Raw genomic sequence first — 21776 nt, 5'->3', positions numbered from 1 at the left:
AAGAACAAATACTAACAAATGAAACTGATCTATAAAACATTGCTCCTCGCTGTCCTGTCGGGCAGCGCGTTTGGGCAGGAAACTCCCAAGGAAGAGGATTTCTCGAAGATTGTGAAAGTGAGCTCCCCGGAGGGTACCCTGCTGGAAGTAGGCGGACTGGTACTGTTACCCAACGGCGACCTGGGCGTGAGCACCCGCCGCGGCGATATCTATATCGTTGAAAATCCTACCAGCCGTAAGCCTTATTTCAGGAAATTCGCCTCCGGACTGCACGAAGTGCTGGGCCTCGCCTGGAAAGACGGCGCCCTCTACTGCGCGCAGCGCGGCGAACTTACCAAACTGGTAGACACCAACATGGACGGTAAAGCGGATGTATACGAAACCGTATATGCATGGCCTTTATCCGCCCACTATCATGAATACAGCTTCGGACCTAAAATAGCGCCCGACGGCTCTTTCTTTGTATCCGCCAACGTTGCCTTCGGCGATGAAGAATGGTGGCGCGGTGAAAGCCGCGTACCCTGGCGCGGATGGATGATGAACATCACCCCCGACGGACAAATGACGCCGTATGCTACAGGCTTCCGCTCTCCCTGCGGACTGGGCATGATCAACGGTGAACTGTTCTATACCGATAACCAGGGAGACTGGGTAGGCTCCGGTGGCGTATGGCAGGTGAAGAAAGGTGATTTCATCGGGCATCCCGCTGGGCTTCGCTGGACCAACATGCCCAACTCTCCCGTAAAACTGACCACGGAAGAACTGTATGCTTTGGTGGATCCGCGCCGTAATAAGAACGCAGAAGGACGTTACATCAAGCCGGAAAATGTAGTGAATGAAAAATTCGTTACCCTCGCTGAAGTAAAGGAAAAGATCCCTTCCCTGCGCCTCCCCGCAGTGATATTACCACACGGCGTATTAGGCATTTCCAATTCAGAGATCGTGACCATCCCCGAAGGCAGCTTCGGTCCTTTTGCAGGCCAGTTGCTGGTGGGCGACCAGGGCCAGAGCAAGATCATGCGCGTAGAGCTGGAAAAAGTGAACGGCGAATACCAGGGCGTGGCCTTTGATTTCCGCAACGGCTTCCAGTCTGGTGTGCTGCGCATGGCCTGGGCTAAAGACGGCTCCCTGTTCGTAGGTGAGACCAACCGCGGCTGGGGCTCTGCCGGTGAAGCCAACGAAGGTTTACAACGACTGGTATGGAACCGCGAAAAAACGCCTTTTGAAATGCAGACCATCAAGGCAATGCCCGATGGTTTTGAAATAACTTTCACGCAGCCGGTAGATGAAAGATCTGCGAACGATCTTGCCTCCTACTCCGTAGAAAGCTTTACCTACAAATATCACCCCGTGTATGGCAGTCCCCCGGTGAACGTGGAAACCTGCCCCATCAAAGGGGTGAAGGTTTCTGCAGACGGTCTGAAAGTAAGGCTGGTGGTAGACAACCTGCGCAAGCATTATGTGCACAACATCACCCTGGAAGGTGTACGCGAAAAAGATCATTTCTATTCGCTGGTGCATCCTACCGGGTACTACACCCTGCACAACATCCCCGAAGGGAACCGCCTGGCAGCCACTGAGCTGAGCACCCGCAATTCTGCCAGCGAAGCAGCTGCAAAGGCAGCGGCTGAAGCGGCGGCCAAAGCAAAGAGCGCCACAGCTAAAACTACAGCTGCAAAAACAGCTGCTGCCGCCACCAAAGCAGTCGTAGCGCCTACTTATGAAGAGGTGAAACCACTGCTGGCTAAATATACCTGCGCTGCCTGTCACAATGCCAGCAAAAGGCAGGTAGGCCCCGCTTTCCTGGATGTAGCCAAACGTAATTACAGCAATGAAAAGATCGTAAGCCTGATCTATAACCCCCAGCCTCAGAACTGGAGCGGTTATGCTACAGAAATGCCGCCTATGCCCAACGTGCCCAAAGCAGAGGCACTGAAGATAGCGGCCTGGATCAATTCACTGGCTACCGGTAAAACAGCGGCGAAATAAGCTAACGTTTAATGACAAATAACACAAAGGGCTGGCCTAATGGCCGGCCCTTTTTAATTTTCGCCCTTCATCAGGTCTTCTATATGCGGCGGATGAGGTTTGATCTTCTTTTCTGCATACTCCCGCGGTGTTACCTTAAACTGCTGCTGGAAACACTTGGAGAAATAAGAGGGAGCACTAAAGCCCGTCATATAAGCAATCTCTGTAACGGTATGTTCTGCTGTCTGCAGCAGCTTGGCGGCATGCTTCAGCCGCACCAGCTTTATCAGTTCATTGGGCACATACCCCGAAAGGGATTTTAATTTCTTGTGCAGGTTAGAACGGCTCATGGCCATATCGCGGCTCAGCTCTTCTACTGAAAGCTGCGAGTCAATAATACGCGCTTCAATAATGCTCACCACCTTTTCCATGAAAGCTTTGTCGCGGCTGTTGGTAGCCAGTACGCTCACATCGCTGTTGGGCTGCTCGGAGAATTTCTGGCGCAGCTTCTCACGGGAAGCGATCAGGTTCTTCGTTACCGCCGCAATATGCTTCCACTTAAAAGGTTTCATGATGTAGGCATCCGCGCCCGCCTCAATGCCTTTCAGCTCTGATTCGCTGTTACCCCTGGCCGTAAGCAATATAAAGGGAATATGGCTATAGTCTATATTGGTCTTCACATGGTGGCACAGTTCCAGCCCATCCATCTCCGGCATCATGATATCAGAGATCACCAGGTCAACGGAATGCGCTTCCACCAGCTCCAGGGCGGCTTTGCCATGGCCCGCTTTCACCACGTTGTAACCGCTGTCCCGGAAACGGTCTGCCAGGAATGCCTGTATGGACGGATCGTCTTCCACTACCAGTACCAGGGGCCGTTCATCTTCCACAACGGCCGCTTCGGCCTGCTGCTCCTGCGGCGCCGGCTGCTGTCTGCTGACAGGCAGCTCCAGCGTAAAAATGGTTTTCTCTCCTTCCCTGCTTTCTACCAGCAGCCTGCCGCCATGTTTCTCTGCCAGTGAATTGGCAAGGGCCAGGCCGATACCTGTGCCACCCGGGCTGCCGCGATCAGGATTATCTGTAACGGTGGTAAAGAACTGCTTGAAGATGTTCCTGATATGGGCGGCAGGAATACCTGCGCCATCATCCTCCACGCTGATGCATAAACGTGCGCCTTCTCCCTCCGCGCCTGCCATATCAAAAACGCTGATATCTACTTTCGATTTCGCAAAGCGGAATGCATTAATGAGCAGGTTGCCCAGTATCTTATTCAGCACTTCCGGGTCTGCCTGTAACTGCAGCCTGCTCAGGCGGGTGCTCATTGTAAAAGCAATCTCTTTCTGGTAAGGCAAAGAAGAAAAGCGCGAATAAACAGACTGCACCAGTGATATGATCTCCACCGGCTCCTTGCGGATCTCGTATGCATCGCTTTCAATCCTTCTGAAATCCAGCAGCTGGTTCACCAGGTCCATCAGGCGTTCTGCGTTTTCGTCCATAATGGCCAGCTGTTGTTTTTCTTCGGGCCGCCAGTTGTTCATGCTCAGCAGCTTTTCCAGGGGCGCAATGATCAGCGACAGGGGTGTTCTTATTTCATGCGCCATCACGGTGAAGAACTCTATTTTCCTGGCATAGAACTCCTGCTCTTCCTTGTTCTTCAACCGCTCCATTCTGATCTGGTGCTGCCTGCGGATGTAGTTGAAAGAATAGCGGTAAATACCGTAGGCAGCCCCCAGCGCGAGTAATGTAAAAATAATATAGGCCAGGGTGGTTTTGTAGAACGGCGGCCGTATGATCAGCTGCATGGTGGTTTCAGGCACCTCCCAGTTGCCTTTATCTGCAGTGGCCTTTACCCTGAACGTATAAGTGCCGGGCGACAGGTTCGTATAGGTTGCTTTACGCTGATCGCCCACATAGTTCCAGTCCGGATCAAAGCCTTCCATCCGGTACGCATAGCTTAGCTTTTCCGGCGCACTGAAATTGAGTGCGGCAAATTCAAAGCTCATCACCGACTGGTTGTGCCGCAATACGAGCTGCTTTGTATAGTTGATCTGCTGCTGTAAGGGCCCTTTTTCAGACAAAGGCACATCCCTGTTAAACAGCTGGAAATTGGTAAATGATACATGGATATTGTCTGTAACAGAAGACACCTTTTCAGGATAAAATGCATTGAACCCTTTGATGCCGCCGGCAAACAGCTTGCCGTCAGACATTTTGCAGAATGCCTTGTAATTGAACTGGCGGCTTTGCAGGTTATCCTGCGGCGTGAAATGTCTTGCTTTTCCCTTTACCGGGTCAATGCTGTAAATGCCGTTGTTGGTGGTGATCCAGATCAGGCCCGCATCATCCTCCTGTATACCATACACCACATTTGCGCTGATGCCTGTTTTGTCGTTATAAGGTTCTACCTGTTTGGCAGCGAAGTTGTACTTATGCAAACCGCCGCCATCTGAGCCTATCCAGAGATTGCCCTCCTGATCGTCATACAGGCAGGTGAGCTTGTTCATCCCTTCTGCCGTCACCTTATCCCACTGGTCGGTTTTCTTGTTGTAGTAGATCAGGCCATCGTTATAGGTAGCAAACCACAGCGTTTTGTTATTGTCTTCGTAAATATCATAGATGATGGTATTGCTCACTCCATCTTGCAGTACGCGTGTAAACTCCCGCCGTTCGCTGTCAAACAGATCCAGTCCCCGGTCTGTTCCTATCCATATCTGGTTGTCCCTGTCCTGGTAAATACAGAAAACATTATTGCTGTTCAGCGAGTGAATATTTCCCGGCTGATGCTGAAAATATTCCACCCTGCCTGTTTTCGGGTTCAGCACATTGATACCGGCTGCAAATAACCCGATCCAGATGTTGCCGCCCTGCTCCCGCAGCAGGGTGTGGATGTTATGATAAGACAGTTTTTGCTGACCCGGTGAAAAAGGATATTGCTGAAAGGTGCGCGTTGTCGCATTGAAATACTGCAAACCGCCATCTTCCGTACCTACCCACAGTTTGCCCGGCGCATCTTCCAGGAAACTGCTGACCGCACGTCCCGATAAAGCATGCGGTTCTCCCGTGGGATAATACAATTCAAAAGCGGCGCCTTTTTCATTAAAGTAACTGGCTCCGCCAAAGAAAGTACCCACCCACATAATGCCCGCTTTATCAGGAAAGAGGGAGTAAATGGCATTGTCGCTGATGCTGAAGGGATCATTGCCCCGGTTGGTATAACGGGTAAAGCGCTCTGTGGCAATATCCAGTACGGCTAAACCTTTTTCTGTGCCTACATAGATCTTATCGGGCGATACCTGGCACAATGCCCGTACAATATCGTCATTGATGGAATAAGGACTGGCACTGCTGCGATACACGCGGAAACTGCGCTGTTCCGGCTGCCATTTGCATAAGCCGCCGTTCATGGTACCTGCCCACATGGTACCGTCCCGTCCTTTGTAGAGTGCGTTGATGTATTCATTACTCAGGCCGCTGTTGGCAGCGCGCAGGTTAGTGAAAGCTCCTGAAGAAGGGTTGTAGATATCGATACCGTTGCCATAGCTGCCAATCCAGATGTTGCCATCATTATCCTGCGCCAGCTTGGTTACCTGGTCGCCCGACAGCCCTGAATTGCCGGCTTTGAAATTATGCAGTTGTCCCTTTGCAGGGTCATAGCGGAACAACCCGCTCAGCCGCGAGGTGAACCATACCATGCCGTCTTTATCGCGCATGATGTCGAACACGGATCGCATATCCGGCGGACCAAAATGCGAGAACTGCTCTTTCTCCAGGTTGAGTATATAAATACCGTTCTCGCTGCCTATCCACAAATGCGTGGAGTCTACCCGGGTAATGCAGTGAATAAAGTTATTACCCAGGGAAGTGCTGTCGTTCTTTTTATACTGGAAGTTCTTGAACTGGTAGCCGTCAAAACGGCTGATCCCGTTCTTGGTACCAAACCAGAGGTAGCCCTGGTCATCCTGCGTAATAGCCCGCACAGTGCTGGACGGCAGCCCATCCGCTACGGAATAGTTCCGGAAACGTATAGGCTGCCCCATGCCCTGATAGTGTAGGAATAGCAGACAAAAAAAGATCAGTCGTTTTACACTTTGCATTCGTTATATCATTTACACAGCTTCCTGATAAAAGCTTCCTCTTCCTTGCTGAAAGGCGTTCCATCCTTCCTGTAAATATCGTGGAACCACAGTTTGGGTTCTTTTCCATCCGGTATTGGCGTGTCCCAGGCAAATATGGTATTTGTTTTCCCGCTTACAAATCCCCAGTTGATGGCGCCTACATTTTCGGCTTTCAGCAGGGGCATGATCAGCTGGAATAAGCTGCCGTTCCTCCTGGCCATGTACTCTGTGCAGATCAGCGGCCGTCCGTATTTCCGCAATGTATCAATGGTATGCTTGTGATCATCAATATACGAGTAATTATGGTAGGTGATCACATCAGAATTTTCCAGCTGGAATTTATTCAGTGCCGCGAACTTCGGCCCGTCTGACCACACACCTGCTGATACCGGTTGTGAAGGCCTTACTGCAAAGGCCCACCTGAACACATTTTGCAGCAGCGGCATGCTTTTACCGAACTGCCCGTTATTACCCGGTTCGTTGTACAGGTCCCACAGCAGGATACGATCATCATTCTTAAAAGTGGTCAGTATGTCTTTCACATAGGCTTCCAGCACTTTCATCGTATCCGGGTGGGTGTAGATCATCGTGCCCGGGTCTCTCACCCAGCCGGAATTATGCACACCTGTTTTAGGCGCGGGTTGTTTACCCAGCCAGGCAGTATCGTTCCAGCAATCGTCAAAAAATACAAACAAGGTTTTAATGCCGTGCCTGGAAGAGATGTCCAGATAAGTATCCAGCCTTTTTTTGAACCCTTCCTTATCGCCCACCCACAGCAGGTGGTGCAGGTATACCCTCATTACATTGAAGCCTAGGTTTTGCGCCCAGCCCAGTTCCCGGTTAATGGTAGCGGTATCAAAGGTTTCGGCCTGGAACATTTCCAGCTGGTTAATGGCGGTAGAGGGCTGGAAATTACTTCCTTTCAGCCAGCCCTGTTTAGCGTACCATTCTTTTGCCTTGGCGGCAGACCATTTGCCCTGTGCGCCCGCCATCGTGATAAACAAAAGGCTGCAGGCCAGGAGTGTTGTTAATCTCTTTACAAACATTATTTTACTTTTTACCGGGTTTAGGAAATACATTGTGCGTGTTGGCCCATTGGCGCCATTGTGCAGCCATTTTCGAAACGATATCAGGATGTTGCGCCGCCTGGTCATTCAGCTCGGTTTCATCCTGGTGAATATTGTACAGCCGCCAGGTGGTATCGCCAGCCAGTGATACCAGCTTCCAGTCGCCATTACGGATATAGCGGGCGTTGAAGTGTTCGTTGTACAGCAGCTCATGTCCTTTACTTTCCTTGCCTTCAAAGGCAGGCAGCAGGCTCTTTCCTGTGTAAGGGGTGATCTGGTGCCCTTTGTAGGTAGCAGGATAGTCTGCTTTCGCCACTTCCAGGAAGGTGGGCATAAAATCCATTACATGGCCCGTGTAATCTGTAAACCCGCCTTTTGTTTTGATATTTTTTGGCCAGTATACGATCATGGGTGTACGAACGCCGCCTTCATAAGATTGCGCTTTGGCATAACGGTAAGGCGTGTTCACTACATTGGCCCATCTTTCGCCGATAGAGGCAAAGGTGGTCTGGGGGCCGGGTAATACTTCCTTCTTAACAGGATAGATGATCTCTTTGCCATCGCGGGTTTGTCCGGGGCGGTCAAAGCCGGGGCCGTAGCGCATACAGTTTTCCGGACTTGCGCCATTATCGCTCAAAAACACGATGATGGTATTATCCAGCTTGCCGCTTTCGCGCAGGGCCTGTATGATGCGGCCAATGCCCTGGTCCATACGGTCTACCATGGCGGCATGTACGGCCATTGCCCTGGCATCCCATTCCTTATCCGGGTTCTGCTCCCAGCTCAGTTCCTTGTTGATCCGGGGTGACAAGGGCGTAGTGGCGGGATCGATGATACCCTGCTTCACCATTTTGTTATAGCGCGCTTCGCGGATAGCGTCCCAGCCTGCCTTATAGGTGTTTTCGTACTTTTTGATATCTTCCGGTAATGCCTGCAGCGGCCAATGGGGCGCTGTTTGGGCTACATAGAGGAAGAAAGGTTTGTCTTCCCTGCTCAGTGTTTTGATATAGCTTACCGCCGTATCGTTGATGGCGTCTGTATGATAATAGCCTTCGGGAACTTTTTCAACCGGCGTTGTACCGTTCACCAGGCTGAAAGGATCGAAGTAATCCACTACGCCGAAGATGTTGCCATAATGCCGCTCAAATCCCCTGTTCACGGGGTACTGCTCTACCGGCGAGAAATAAGGATGCGAGGCCTGGTGGTTCAGCCATTTCAGCTGCGCTTCCTTTGTAGGTTGCTCAATGGTGTTAGACACATGCCATTTGCCAGACATAGCGGTATGATAACCTGCATCTTTCAGCACTTCTGCCAGTGTAACGGTGTTCTCTGTGAGATAGCCGCGGTAGCCCGGCTCCTCTCTTGCTGCCGTCATTTCACCAATACCGGCCTGCTGGTTGTATAGCCCGGTAAGCAATGATGCCCGCGATGGGCAGCAACGCGAAGTGTTGTAAAAACGCCTGAAGCGCAAACCGTTTTCCGCCAGGTAATCCAGGTTGGGCGTTTGAATTTCGCCGCCGTAACAGCCCAGGTCTGAGTAGCCCAGGTCATCTGCCAGTATCAGCACAATGTTGGGCCGTTCGTCTTTTTCCGCGCCCTTGTTGCTCCCCCGGCTTCCTGCGCAGGAGGATAAAACGATCAATGATAAAATTACTACAGCCAGTTCCTTCATAATATCAGTTTTTCAAGTGCTTGTTTCAATGTGTTTACTATTTCCGGGTGCTGCTTTGCCAGGTTATGTGCTTCGGCAGGATCGCGCTGCAGATCATACAGCTGCGGTACGGTTGTCAGTCCCGTTTCTATTTGCTTGTTCTGCAGCCAGTCTGGCGCGGGCTTTTGCTGTGGAGCGATATACTTCCAGTTACCTTTGCGGAAGGAGAGCGTATAAGATTCTTCCAGCAGGTATTCGCGTCCCTGCTTTGATCTGCCCAGCCATACATCCAGCGCGTTGCGGCTATCCTGCGCGGCGCCGGGTGGTACCTGGCGGCCCGTTAATGCAGCCAGGGATGCCAGCAGATCCACCTGTGAGCACAGCGCATCAGCAACCCCGGGCTGTATAACGCCCGGCCAGCAGGTAATGGTGGAAACCCGGGTGCCCGCCTCAAAGGCGCTGTATTTGCCACCACGGTAGATGCCGGAAGGCTGATGGTCACCATTCAGCTTTTCAGCGTGATCTTCGTAGCCATCATCCAGTACAGGACCATTGTCGCTGCTAAATATAATCAATGTATTTTTTGCGATGCCCAGCGAATCCAGCAGCTGTGTGATCTGCCCCACCATCCAGTCCATCTCCGCGATCACATCACCGCGGGCCCCCAGCTTTGTTGTGCCTGCAAAGCGTTTGTTAGGCGCGCGCGGCACATGGATATTCGGGAAAGGGTAATAGAGAAAGAAAGGCTGCCGGTGATGTTCGACAATAAAACGTCTGGCCTTGTCATTCAGCACCAGCGGAATATCCTCGTCCACCCACCTGGCCCGCTTTCCGCCGGTCATATAACCAATACGGCTGATACCGTTGATGATGGTGTTGCTGTGCTGTGTGTCTGCCCGCTGCTTCAGCAGCTGCGGATCAGAAAGCCCGGTGGGCTCCGCTCCTATCTTTCCCGAATAGCTTACCGCAATAGGATCATCGGCGTCCAGGTTGGGCACCTTGCCGTTTTCTACAAACACCGTAGGTACACGGTCTGTAGTGGCAGGAATAATAAAAGAATAATCAAAGCCTATTTCATTGGGGCCCGGGGCAATATGCCCGTTCCAGTTAATAACGCCGTTGCCCAGGCCTAAATGCCATTTGCCTACTACGGCAGTGCTGTAACCCGCCTGCCGTAATATATCCGGCAACGTTAGTGTACCGGGTCTGATCAGCAGCGGCGCATCGCCGGGAAGGATAGCGGCATTATTCCGGAAGGCATACACCCCTGTTAACAGCGACGCCCGGGAGGGCGTACAGGTAGCCGCCGTGCAGTGCGCATCCGTGAACTGCATGCCGTTGGCCGCCAGGCGGTCAATGTTGGGTGTTTTCACTGCCTTTGCGCCGTAGCATCCCAGGTCGCCATAGCCCAGGTCATCTGCATACAGGATAATGATGTTGGGCTTTGCAGCAGCCGTTTCTTTTCCCCGCCTGGTAATGGCCACAAAATCATCAAACCACAGGGGATTAGGCGTATAGCCACCATCCGCCTGGCGTTGCAGGCTTTTCATGGGGAAGATGGGATTGATAAACCACACCGGCGTGTTGGGCTTTACCTTTGCAGGGGCCGACTGGCTAAGGTACCCGTAGGTAGCCAGCACTACACCGTACTTTTGAAAGTAGCGGTAGTAGGTTTGCATGAAATGTGGCGGAAACCAGGCGCGCGAAGCAAACAATGCAGCCCATTCGGCGGCGCTCACTTTTTCTGTATTCGCTTTACTGTACCACTCATACAGCTTCATACCGGGCGGATAGTGATAGGCAGCGGCAAATTGAGCGCCGGCGGGAGTACTGCCCAGTTCATCAGACAGGTGCTTGTTATACAAACGGAAGAGCGAAAACTCGGGCACAATGATCGGCTTGTCGGGCATAATCGTCCGTACAAAGCGGAAAGCTTTGTCCATATCCGCAGAATCGCTGATGTGCAGGTGGACCGACAAGCCTTTGATTCGATCATTTTCCTGCGCCAGGCGGATCAGTCCCTGCACACCTGGTTTTTGCTGCTGCTTTTCTTCAAACAGCGCGGGCAATGAGCCGGTATACACATCGGGGCGGGTCAGCTCCGGGTGTTGTTTGTAATAAGGCTCCACCACTTCATCCAGCAATCTTTCCGTGAACCTTACCAGTGGCGACACGCCTGCTTCATTCAGCTGCAGATCGGCCTCCATGGTTTCCAGGTTAGGCTCATTACCTAACTTGAACACATTCACGTAAGGGCCTACACGCTTCAGTATGGCGGCAGCTGTTGCAAAATATTTTTGCTCTGCTGCAGTACCCGGTTCGGGTATCCGCAGCTGGTACTTTTTAAAGTCCCACCGGAAACCGAAAGCCACTTTATAACCAGCTTTTGCAGCATCGATCACTTTCTGCAGGCCCGGCGCCGTGGCGGGATCCTTTTCACCGTTGATATACTCAAAGATGTAAGGCGTTGTACGGATCCATTCAACCGGCGTGCGGCGTAAAACCGCCATGTCAATGATCTCCGGGTCATGGTTAAAGTTGGCGCCTATCTCCTGCGCGGAAACCAACGCAGGCAGCAGCGCCATGATCACTATCAAAATGCTCCTGACCATCATCTATCTTGATTTAAAAGAGGTATAGAAACGGTTGGCGCGTTCCATATCCGGTTTCAGTTTACCCTGCTCCCACTTCACCGGCACCAGTCCGGGTCTGCAGGTCACGGTAAATTTTGTGCCCATAATACCTCTCGGGTTAAAGAAAATGGTGGACCACCATTGTCCGTTCCTGTCTTTAAACAGATTATTGTGTCCACCCTGTAATACTGCGGCGTAGCGCGGGCCGTAGGGACCGTAAATATGATCTGCTTCCGCCACTACCACGTCATAACTATACAGGCTATCCTTTTTGTTTTTGTCATCCCGCAGATAGCTGAAAGTGCCGTCTGCTTTCTTTACAGACCATACCGTTTGCAGCAGCTGGTATTTACCCTGGTGCCTGGTGATGAACACGCCTTCTATGTATGGATCCGGATGGTAAGGCGTTTCCTGCAGTTTGCGGAAGGGCTCCGCAATATCGCTGAGGTCATCTTTCATGCGGGCAATAAAATGATTGTGCCCCACCAGGTATACTTCGCCGTTATCATCTTCAAAGAGACTGAGATCAATATTGGGGAAGATGGCCTTTTGCGCATTGCCTTTAATATTCCTGTAGGGCCCTTCCGGTTTGCCGGAAACGCTTTCCAGTACAAACGATCCCATACCGCCGTTCAGGCAGGCTATCAGCAGCCATTTCTTTTTACTGCTGATGTAATGCAGCTCCGGCGCCCATACGGCGCGGTAAAAAGAATCCAGGCGGTCTTTGTTGGGCGAGCGTGCACCCGGTTCCAGTGGTTTCCCTTTTCGCTGCCAGGGGGCCGCATCTTTGTCAAAGCTCCAGATCAGTCCCATCGGTTCCCATTGCTGCAGGTCTTTTGAACGCCACATATACAGGCCATCATTATAGTCCCAGCAGTGCACGCGCCCACCGGGAAATGTTCGTCCGGGCGTGGCAGTGGTGCCTGTCATATAATAATATCCGTCTGGTCCTGTCATCACGTAGGTGTCGCGCATCCATTGGTCCATCAGGGGCACAACAGACGCAGGTACTGTTAAAGCGGGATCTCCCACCGGCGCTGCCGGGTCGCTGTAGGCTGCGGGTTGTCCACAGGATGCATGTGCGATCATGCAGGCTATGCCCGCAATCACAATCTTAAGTCTAATCATTATAATACTTCCTTTAAGTTTAGCTGCTGGCTGCCAGCTGCTCGCTATTAGCAAATAACTACTCCCGCCAATAGCTAACAGCTAACCGCCAGCAGCCAGCAGCTCATTCAATATCCCTCATTCTGCTTACAGGCCGGGTTGGCGTCAATCTCTGCCTGCGGAATGGGGAACAGTTTATGTTTATCAGCAGCCACGGTGATTCCCCTGGCAATGGCCAGTGAAATGAATTTATTGTGGCGCAGCAGGTCTTCCCTTCTCAGGCCTTCGCTGTAGAACTCCCAGGCTCTTTCGCGGAGAATGAGATCACGCAGCACTTCCTTACTGGTAGCATCTGCCATGGTGAGGATACCGATACCTGCGCGGCTTCTTACTTCGTTGATCAGGTTCAGCGCTTCCTGGGAAGGGCCGCTTACTTCGTTCAAAGCTTCTGCACGGCTCAGTAATATATCTGCATAGCGGATGATGGGCACATCATTACCGCTGTGGTTACCCACGGTAGCATTATCCCAGTATTTCATGCTGCGTACATTATCAGGTGTGGATAACAGGTTCACCGATACATTGTTGGTATTGATATAGTGGCGCAACAGCAGGATGGACCTTGTATCATTCACCGTATCGATGGTATTGGTAAATGCAGAGCGCATGCGGTACTGCGTGGCGAAGTTGGCCATGGCGGTAGTCCACACAAACTCAGGGATCTGGGAAGATGTTTTAAAGTTCTGCGGCAGTGCGCCTGCAGTATACCAGTTGCCAAAACCTTCCTGGTTGCGGCAGGGATGCACCATGATCATCTCTTTGTTGCCTTCATTTTCTACGCGGAACATATCCTGGTAAGCTGGGAACAGCCCGTAGTAGTTGAAGTTCATTACCTGGCGGCAGGCGTCTGCGGCTTTCTGCCATTGTCTGGTATTGAGATAAAATTTTGCCAGCACACTGGCGGCCATACCTTTGTTGGCCCGGGCAAAAGCCTCTTCCTTGCCCGGATCCGGCAGATCGGCAATGGCGGTGGTCAGCTCCGCTTCAATGAAAGCCTTCATCTGTTCGTCTGTTGCTTTTGCCAGCGCAGCTTCAGAAGTGCTGGAAGTACGCAGGGGCACAGGTCCGAACCATTTATACAGCAGGTCATATGCGTATGCTCTCAGGAAGCGGGCCTCCGCTGCATACAGTTTTTTGTTGGCGTCTGTGGTGTTTACGTTGTCGATATTCTCCAGCACAATATTGGCATCACGGATAGCGCGGTAGGTAGGCGCCCATACATCTGCCTGCAGGGTGCCGAGTGAAGCGTCCCAGGTAAAATTGATCAGCTGCGACAGCGCCAGGTTTTCTGCGCCGCCGGTATTATACCCCACATCTGTCGTTACTTCCGAATTGTTGATCAGGTAACGCGATGGCGTGGGATTCTGTATACCTGCGTAGGAAGAGAATAATACGGAACGGATGCCTTTATCGGTGGCAAGCACATTACCGGGTGCAAACTCGCCGGGAGGCGTTACATCCAGCGCCTTTTTACAGGCGGTGTGTGCGAATATGGAAACAGTTATAAAAGATAGTATGATGAGCTTTTGCATAAACGCGTTTTTAGAATTGAACATTGAGACCAAATAAGAAGCTGCGGGTCATCGGGTAAGAGCTGTAATCTATTTTCAGGATATCATCACCGATGGAGTTCACGGCAGGATCGATGCCTGAATAGTTGGTGATGGTGAACAGGTTCTGACCTGTTACATATGCCTGCAGCCCTCTGATCACTTTGTTACGCAGCTTGAAATCGTAGCTCAGCCGCACTGACTGAAGACGCAGGTAAGATGCATCTTCCACGGTCTTTGAGTTCACGGTCTGCTGCCCCTGCGAGGTAGGGTTTATGAACGAAGGATATTCGTTGGTAGGGTTCTCCGGTGTCCAGCGGTTCAGGTAAGGCTTGGCCAGTTTATTACGGCGGAAGCTCACCGGGAAATAGCTGTCTATGGCCGCATTATTCAACACGCTGGCGCCCTGTGATCCTTCCAGGAATACTGACAGGGAGAATCTTTTGTAGCCGAAGGTATTGGTGATGCCATAGGTGAAATCCGGCAATGATTTACCCAGTATTACGCGGTCGTCTGCATTGATCTGCTTATTACCGTCTACATCCCTGAATTTGAGATCGCCGGGCTTAACTCCTACGGGCGCGGTAGAGAAGTCGTCATGCGATTGCCATACGCCCAGCACTTCATAACCGTAATAAGATCCCAGGGATGCGCCGGGCCTGATGATGCTGGCGTTGGAAATGAAGCCTGCGCCGCCGGTAAAGATCTGCGACAAAGGCCCGAGGCTCAGCACTTCATTCTTCACGGTAGAAAGCACGGCGCCGACATTCCAGTTAAAACCCTGGCTGTTACGGAATACATCGCCTGCCAGGTGCAGGTCGATACCCGTATTTTTCATGCGGCCGATGTTCTGTGTCTTTACGCCGAAACCGGTGCTTAAGGGTTGCGGCAGATCCAGCAGCAGATCAGAGGTGCGGCGGTCATAATATTCTACAGAGCCGGTGAGGCGGTTGTCGAACAATGCAAAGTCGATACCGATGTCCGCCTGTTTGGCGGCCTCCCATTTCAGATCGGGATTGGCTACACGGGAAGGTGCGAGCGAGGTATAACGTTCGCCGCCAAAGATGGCATTGCCGCCGCCTGAGAAAGTTGTGATGTAAAGATAGTTGGCGATAGACTGGTTACCGATCACCCCGTAGCTCAGCCTGAACTTCAGTTCATTCACAAAGCTCACCCCTTTCAGGAAAGATTCTTCATGCATTTTCCACGCCACCGCCGCAGAGGGGAAATAACCGAAACGGTTATTGGAACCAAAGCGGGAAGAGCCGTCTGCACGGAAGCTGGCGGTGAGCAGGTAGCGGTCTTTATACGTATAGTTCACACGTCCCAGGAAAGAAATGATCTTGGTAGATGCGCGGCCGCTGCCTATCTGGTTCAGGGTACTGTTACCGGTACCTATGGCGTTGTAGGTAAGATCGGGCAGCGCATAGCCGCGGCCGTTACCCCCAAATGAATTGGACCCGAAATGCTCATAGGTGCCGCCTGCTACGGCGTTCAGGGCATGATCCTGTCCGAAGCTGGTTTTGTAGTTCACCGTCGCCTCTCCCATATAGTAGTTCACGTTACCCGTATTGATGGAGGCGATACCGCCGGTAGGAGAACCGAGTATCGTGGAGGGGTCCAGCCAGGTATTACGCTGGGTGATGTTCACATCACCGGCGCCTTTCAGCTTCACAGATAGACCGGGCATAAAAAAGTACTCGCCATACACGGTGCCGAAGGTGCGGAAACCATCGCTGTTGGCATACTGCCCGTTAGCGAGGATCAGCGGGTGGTCGATGGTCGTCATGTAGGGAGAGCGGTTAAAGCTGCCGTCCGGGTTGTACACCGGGTAGGAAGGGTCGTAGTTGATGGCGGCATACAAGGCGCTGCCGTTCTCGTTTACACCCAGGCCAACGGAGTTATAGTTATCCCTGATATAGGAGGTGTTGAAATTTATGCCGAAGGCATATTTCTGTGCCACGCTGTTTTCCAGGTTCAGGCGGGCGGTGTAGCGTTTAACGCCGGAGTTCAGCAGCACGCCTTCCTGGTTAAAATAGCCCAGGGATGCATAGAAACGGGTATTGTCCTTGCCGCCGGAGATGGAGAGGTCGTGGCTCTGCACATTGGCGGTGCGGTACAGTTCTTTCTGCCAGTCTACATTCACGGGATCGTTGGTCACCCTTTCTGAGGCAACGCCGCCGCCTGCGTCGATAATGGCGTTGAGCACCTCTTTATACTGCTGCCCGTTGAGCAGTTCTAGGGAGTTGGACGCTTTCTGTATACCGTAATAGGTGCTGTAATTGATGCTTAACTTCCCGCTCTTACCTTTTTTGGTGGTGATCATCACCACACCGTTGGAACCGCGGGAACCATAGATGGCGGTGGCAGAGGCGTCTTTTAATATCTCGATAGACTCGATATCGGCGGGATTCAGGCTGTTCAGCGGGTTACGGGGATTGGGCGTAGCCACAAAACCTGCCCCGCTGCCCGTTACAGGCGAGAGGTTGTTCACCGGCATACCGTCTATAACATACAGGGGATCATTGCCTGCGGTGATAGAGCTGGCGCCGCGGATCTTTACGCTCATGGCGCTGCCCGGCTCACCGCTTTTCTGGTATACCTGTACGCCGGAGGCCCGGCCCTGCAGGGTTTGTTCCACGTTGATATTGGCGCCAGGGGTCAGATCCTTTGATTTAAGGGATACAACCGCGCCCGTGACATCCGATTTCTTTACGGTACCGTAACCTACCACTACTACTTCGCCCAGGTTTTCGTTCTTCAGTTCCAGGGTTACGTCCACGGTGGTTTTGTCGCCCACAGGTACCTCTTTGGTAGAATAATTCACTAAATAGAATAATAAGACGGCATTGTTGCCGCTAACCGGGATGGAAAAATCGCCGTTGGCATCGGTGGTGGTCCTGGAATTGGAACCTTTCAGGAGCACTGTTACGTTCGGGAGCGGCGTTCCATTGTCGGCCGATGAGGCCTTTCCCCTGATGGTACGGCTCTGGGCGTTAGCCAGCAGGGTGGAAAACAAGAGCAGCTTGATCAGCAGCAAGCGTGTGGAATTTTTTGGCATGTTGTTCATCGTTTCATTGGTTTTAAGGGGGTACTCGCAAACGTGGATGCCGGAATACATGCCTGAGGATGGTGGTGGAATTGTCACTCAGTGTTCACGGATTTGTTTGTATCAGACTTTGGTCGTAGGTGGTGTGGACCGTTGTATTGTCGGGTATGAAGTACCGTTTTCTACAGGGTTTGGTATGTAATTATTGTAGCAAAAAATGAGAAAAATGTAGCGGGGGTGGATGGGGGTAAATGGGTAAGGGGTTGATTTACAATAGAAACAGGTGGAAATAAGGGAGGTACTGCTATTTTACAGTGTATCTTTGAAAAACAGGGATATGGTATCTTTCGGCAACCATTTTGCATACGTGGTTGCTGATGCGTTCTTTGGTAGTTGTAAGATGACTGATAATTTCTGCACTGGAATAGAAGCGCTCCAGCTTTTCAACATCATTTATTAAAGCTGCTTTCGTTTGACATAAAAAGGGCTTTCGAGATAATCAAGGCTTTATCCCTTTGGAGATCTAATTTATCCAGGTCAACATCCCAAAACAGGTGCCTGGGAAATACAGCAAATAACTATAACTTGACGTTTTTATCCAATAACCGGTTATTGATCCCCCTTCGCCAGCTTCTGCTTCACCCACAGCATCTCTCCGCCTCTTCCGCCTCCGCCGCCGCCATTGCGCCGGCCACCGCCAATACTGCCCAAATCGATGCCAATACCGCCGCCGATGCCGGAGCCATAGCTGCCGCCGCCAACGCCCAGTCCGAATCCTACGCCGCTGATTCCGCCACCGCCGCGTCTGCCGCTGCGGCCGCCGCCGTCAATATTGCTCTCATTTACGGCTATCCCGTAGGCAATATCTTTGGCATAACCGGCCGTGATGCCCAGTTTAGACAGGGGAATTACAAATTCCAGGTTCAGGGAATCGCCTTCTGTGAGGGTGGTCTCTGCAGCGATGCCTGTTTTGCGCTGGGCCACATCAATGGTGCCATCTGACAGGCCGGTGATGCCGATGATACCGGCGTTGTTCATGTGAGGGCGCAGTTCGCGGTAAAGGTCCGCCGGTACGGGGCGCTCAGCGGCTGAGGGCCGTCCGTAGCGGCTGTTGCCGTTAGCCTGGTTGCTGTTCCTCCGCTGGGCAAAAAGCACGCTGCCCGCTATCTGTGGATAGGTAACGCTGGTTGTTTCCTTCCGCTTACCCTTGATGTTAACGGCAAAGGTAAGTCCCCCGCGCAGGATGTTCACCTGGGTAATCTCGTCTGTGGTGCTCACCGCCAGGTACAGGTTTTCCCCATCGTTGAAGATATCGTAAGTCAGCCGGTTCTGGTCATCTATATATCGCAGGGACGTAGGCCACTCGGCCAGGTCCCCATCTGCTGTAACCGGCGTAGTAGCCCAGCCGGGTAAAGGCAGCTCTTCTTTTTGCGCGTACACGGTTGCCGTCAGTAACACCAGGAAAATGCCTGGTAAAAAGCAAATCAGTCTTCTCATACCGTAAAAATACCAAATTCCAGAGACCAAAGGCCAAATTCCAAAGGCCAAATTCCAAATACCAGCTCCAGATGTGCGCCACCAAATGCAGTTGTTCAACATTTAAATGCTGGTATTTGGAATTTGGGATTTGGAATTTTCTATCCCTGGGATGGAATTTTCACTCTCTCCGGAGGCTCTTAACTGGATTATTCACCGCTGCCCGGGTAATTTGCAGGCCTAAAGTGCCCAGCGCTACCAGCAGCATAGACAGACCGCAAAGCGCAAACACCCACCAGTTCATGGCGGTTCTGTAGGCAAAGCCTTCCAGCCATTTATTGGTGGCCCACCATGCCAGTGGGGCAGCCAGCGCGAAAGCGATCAGCACCAGGCGGACGAAGTCGCGGGATAAGAGCGACACAATGCTCAGCACCGTAGCCCCCAGAATTTTCCGCACCCCGATCTCCTTGGTGCGGGTATGGATAGTGTACATCACCAGGCCTAATAAGCCCAGGCAGCTGATGAGGACACACAAACCGGTGGCCCACTTCAAGAGGCCCGCGGTACGCTGTTCTGCCTGGTAGAACCGGGCAATGGTATCGTCTAAAAAGCTATAACTGAATTCCTCAGCGGGATAGCGGCGGTGATAGGCCTGCTGGATGGCGGCAATCGTTTTTGCCCAGGCCGTGCTGCCGCTACCCTGCGGCCGTAATAATACATGGAACTGGTAGCTGCGGGCGGTACATCCGGCAAATACCACCGGGCCCAATGCCCCGTGAAAGGACTGTGTATGGAAATCGCGCATCACCCCCACTATGGGCATCTTCATGCCGTTGAAATCCAGCTGCTGCCCAACGGCATCTGCAGGCGATTCAAAACCCAGGTGCCTGGCATACGTTTCATTTATCACGAACTCCTTAATAGTATCACTTTCCTCTATATTCCTGCCTGCCAGCAGTTTTATATTGAACAGTTGCAGGTAGCTGGTATCTCCCCAGCGCAATTGCACCATCTCCCTGTTATCGTTCCCCGCACCGGCATAACTGATACTGGCAAACGAAGCGCCCGCTGCTGCAGGCGTTAAAAATCCCCTGCTGGCTTCCTGTACCCCGGGCAGGGCGCTGATCTCGGTCAGCAGCGCTGTACGGCGGCTCATCAGGGTATCACGGTTGGGAACGCTGAAGCTCAGCACGGCATCTTTTCTGAACCCGATATCGGCATGCAGGGCATAGCTGATCTGTTTGCTGACTATCACAGTGGCAATCACAAAGAACTGTGCGATCACAAACTGCGATACCGTCAGCGACTTTCTTATCCACGCATGTCTTGTACCCCTGCTCAGCTGATCCTTCAGCACATTTACCGGTTTATAGCCGGATAAGATGAAGGCCGGGTACAAGCCCGACAGTAAACTTACCAATACTGATAATCCCAGCAGGAACGCGAAAATATAAGGCTGACTGAAAGGCCTGAATGCAAGTCCGGGCGGCGTGTAATCTGCAAACAAATGCAGCAGCAGCGGCGCCAGGAAGAAAGATACCAGGGACGCCAGCAACGTTAACAAAAATGTTTCTCCTAAAAACTGGGATATCAGCTGCCACCTGGAACCGCCCATGGTTTTACGCACGCCAATCTCTTTAGCGCGCTGTGAAGCATTGGCGGTACTGAGATTGATAAAGTTGATGCAAGCCAACAGCAGCAGAAATGCAGCTATCGCCAGCAATCCCCGCAGGGTAGGCTCATGCGCCAGGCGCTGCCCCACCCCGGCGTACCGGCTGTTAAAATGTACATCGCTTAAAGGCTGCAGGTTAAAGCGCACATAATTGGCCTCATCCCGGGTGGCTTTCTTATTATATTTATTCAGCAGCGCGTTCAGCTGCCTCTTGGTGAGGGTGGCATTGCTTCCTTTCGCCAGCTTGATATACACCTGGGAATAAGCCATCCAGTCGTCCCACACATCCATCATAAAATCACGCTGCAGGTGTGTCTGCGCAATGGTGGCAAATGAAATGAACTCAACACCGCCCAGTGAGGTACGCGCATCCAGGTCTTTTACTACACCCGTTACCGTTACAGTGATGTCATCATTATACTGCAGCTGTCTGCCCACTATATCACGCACATTGGCGGAAGGAAAATACTGCCGGGCCCTGCTTTCCGTCAGCACCACCTGGAAGGGATCTTTTAAGGAAGCCGCCGGCGTACCGGCGATCCATTCAAAGGGAAGAAATGAAAAATACTGCGGACCGGTAAATACAATGTTTGGCTGCTTCTTGAAAACCACAGGCGCAGATGCAGCATCCCGTTTAACCCGTACATCGGCAGTGGCATCGCCCTGGAACTGCATCACAGGAATAACGGATTCCACCCCGGTTACTTCGCCGGGCACCGCTGTGCTCAGGGGCGCAGGTACGGCGGCAGAAAACATCCTGTTTCCGTTAAACTGGAAGTCCAGTACTACACGGTAAATGCGGTCTCCATCCATGGCCGCCTTATCATAACTGTACTCAAACTGCACGATCAGGAAAATGATCAGGGCAGCGCTGATACCTACCGATAGTCCTAATACATTAATCGCCGTAAATACCTTATTGCGGGTATAGATCCTGAAGGCGGTGCGGAAGTAATTGCTGATCATAGGGTAATTTGCTGGTAACAAGTTGGTTAAAAGACACAAAATAATGCCAGACGAAACCAGTGTTGATTTTCAATACATTACTAACCGGTGTACCTATACGCCTGTCCTGATTCGTACAGCCGGTGTTCAATAGCGGACACCCCCTTTATCACCCGTTCGTGTTACATATGGCAATGGATTTTTATGGTACCGAATTTGACATTTAATTACCAACTAGCGTGAGATAAGAGTATGAAACGAAGATTTGACAACCTGGACCTGCAAAGCTTATATGATCTCCTGGCAGTGCAAACCAAACGATATACCAGCGCCCTTGTTAACGGCCGCAGAGAGCGGCTCGTTTTATATCAGCAGGTAATTGATACCATTGTTGAGGAAATCCGTCTTAGAGTAAGGGAGGGCGCTACGCCACAAACCATGTAGAATCTTTTCCCCGATGAGGATCACACGGTAATTGTATGG

At 51.8% G+C, this 21776-nt stretch carries 11 protein-coding genes; 2 read left to right on the top strand and 9 right to left on the bottom strand.

Features of this window, described 5'->3' with window-relative positions; all coding sequences use genetic code 11:
- The first annotated feature begins 18 nt into the window (after positions 1-18).
- Complete coding sequence (locus Q0577_RS14590) at positions 19-1989, top strand: c-type cytochrome (RefSeq protein ID WP_298737488.1); 1971 nt, start codon at positions 19-21, stop codon at positions 1987-1989.
- 53 nt (positions 1990-2042) lie between these two features.
- Here Q0577_RS14590 and Q0577_RS14585 read toward each other — a convergent pair whose 3' ends face one another.
- The 9 genes from Q0577_RS14585 to Q0577_RS14545 form a co-directional block, all read right to left on the bottom strand.
- On the bottom strand, positions 2043-6005 hold the full coding sequence (locus Q0577_RS14585) for a hybrid sensor histidine kinase/response regulator transcription factor (protein WP_298737487.1): 3963 nt from the start codon (positions 6003-6005) through the stop codon (positions 2043-2045).
- 65 nt (positions 6006-6070) lie between these two features.
- Complete coding sequence (locus Q0577_RS14580; protein ID WP_298737485.1) at positions 6071-7129, bottom strand: cellulase family glycosylhydrolase; 1059 nt, start codon at positions 7127-7129, stop codon at positions 6071-6073.
- Positions 7130-7133: 4 nt separating this feature from the next.
- Positions 7134-8822, bottom strand: a complete 1689-nt coding sequence (locus Q0577_RS14575) for an arylsulfatase (RefSeq protein ID WP_298737483.1) — start codon at positions 8820-8822, stop codon at positions 7134-7136.
- The gene (locus tag Q0577_RS14570; RefSeq protein WP_298737482.1) at positions 8819-11416 is read right to left on the bottom strand and encodes a sulfatase-like hydrolase/transferase; all 2598 of its coding nucleotides are present in this window, start codon (positions 11414-11416) and stop codon (positions 8819-8821) included. The genes Q0577_RS14575 and Q0577_RS14570 overlap by 4 nt, the downstream gene beginning before the upstream one ends.
- A complete protein-coding gene (locus tag Q0577_RS14565; RefSeq protein ID WP_298737481.1) occupies positions 11417-12562 on the bottom strand; it encodes a family 43 glycosylhydrolase in 1146 nt (381 codons plus the stop codon). It abuts the gene before it with no gap.
- Positions 12563-12669: 107 nt separating this feature from the next.
- Positions 12670-14133, bottom strand: coding sequence for a RagB/SusD family nutrient uptake outer membrane protein (locus Q0577_RS14560; protein ID WP_298737471.1), 1464 nt, complete (start codon positions 14131-14133; stop codon positions 12670-12672).
- A gap of 10 nt (positions 14134-14143) precedes the next feature.
- A complete protein-coding gene (locus tag Q0577_RS14555) occupies positions 14144-17212 on the bottom strand; it encodes a TonB-dependent receptor (RefSeq protein WP_298737470.1) in 3069 nt (1022 codons plus the stop codon).
- A 597-nt stretch (positions 17213-17809) separates the two neighbouring features.
- Positions 17810-18697, bottom strand: coding sequence for a hypothetical protein (locus Q0577_RS14550; RefSeq protein WP_298737469.1), 888 nt, complete (start codon positions 18695-18697; stop codon positions 17810-17812).
- Between the two features lie 160 nt (positions 18698-18857).
- Positions 18858-21314 carry an ABC transporter permease gene (locus tag Q0577_RS14545; protein ID WP_298737468.1) on the bottom strand — a complete coding sequence of 819 codons (2457 nt, stop codon included), beginning with the start codon at positions 21312-21314 and terminating at the stop codon, positions 18858-18860.
- A 231-nt stretch (positions 21315-21545) separates the two neighbouring features.
- Between Q0577_RS14545 and Q0577_RS14540 the strand changes: the two genes are divergently transcribed.
- Entirely contained in the window at positions 21546-21737 is a 192-nt protein-coding gene (locus Q0577_RS14540) for a hypothetical protein (protein WP_298737467.1), read from the top strand.
- Positions 21738-21776: the final 39 nt, after the last annotated feature.

Source organism: uncultured Chitinophaga sp. (assembly GCF_937898475.1).
In the GTDB taxonomy this organism is placed as follows: Bacteria; Bacteroidota; Bacteroidia; order Chitinophagales; family Chitinophagaceae; genus Chitinophaga.
This window is presented reverse-complemented; position numbering and strand designations above follow the sequence as displayed.

Coding starts and splice junctions, on each gene's coding strand:
- Q0577_RS14590 (WP_298737488.1), top strand. CDS start 19: ATGAAACTGATCTATAAAACATTGCTCCTCGCTGTCCTGTCGGGCAGC.
- Q0577_RS14585 (WP_298737487.1), bottom strand. CDS start 6,005: ATGGGGCAGCCTATACGTTTCCGGAACTATTCCGTAGCGGATGGGCTG.
- Q0577_RS14580 (WP_298737485.1), bottom strand. CDS start 7,129: ATGTTTGTAAAGAGATTAACAACACTCCTGGCCTGCAGCCTTTTGTTT.
- Q0577_RS14575 (WP_298737483.1), bottom strand. CDS start 8,822: ATGAAGGAACTGGCTGTAGTAATTTTATCATTGATCGTTTTATCCTCC.
- Q0577_RS14570 (WP_298737482.1), bottom strand. CDS start 11,416: ATGATGGTCAGGAGCATTTTGATAGTGATCATGGCGCTGCTGCCTGCG.
- Q0577_RS14565 (WP_298737481.1), bottom strand. CDS start 12,562: ATGATTAGACTTAAGATTGTGATTGCGGGCATAGCCTGCATGATCGCA.
- Q0577_RS14560 (WP_298737471.1), bottom strand. CDS start 14,133: ATGCAAAAGCTCATCATACTATCTTTTATAACTGTTTCCATATTCGCA.
- Q0577_RS14555 (WP_298737470.1), bottom strand. CDS start 17,212: ATGCCAAAAAATTCCACACGCTTGCTGCTGATCAAGCTGCTCTTGTTT.
- Q0577_RS14550 (WP_298737469.1), bottom strand. CDS start 18,697: ATGAGAAGACTGATTTGCTTTTTACCAGGCATTTTCCTGGTGTTACTG.
- Q0577_RS14545 (WP_298737468.1), bottom strand. CDS start 21,314: ATGATCAGCAATTACTTCCGCACCGCCTTCAGGATCTATACCCGCAAT.
- Q0577_RS14540 (WP_298737467.1), top strand. CDS start 21,546: ATGAAACGAAGATTTGACAACCTGGACCTGCAAAGCTTATATGATCTC.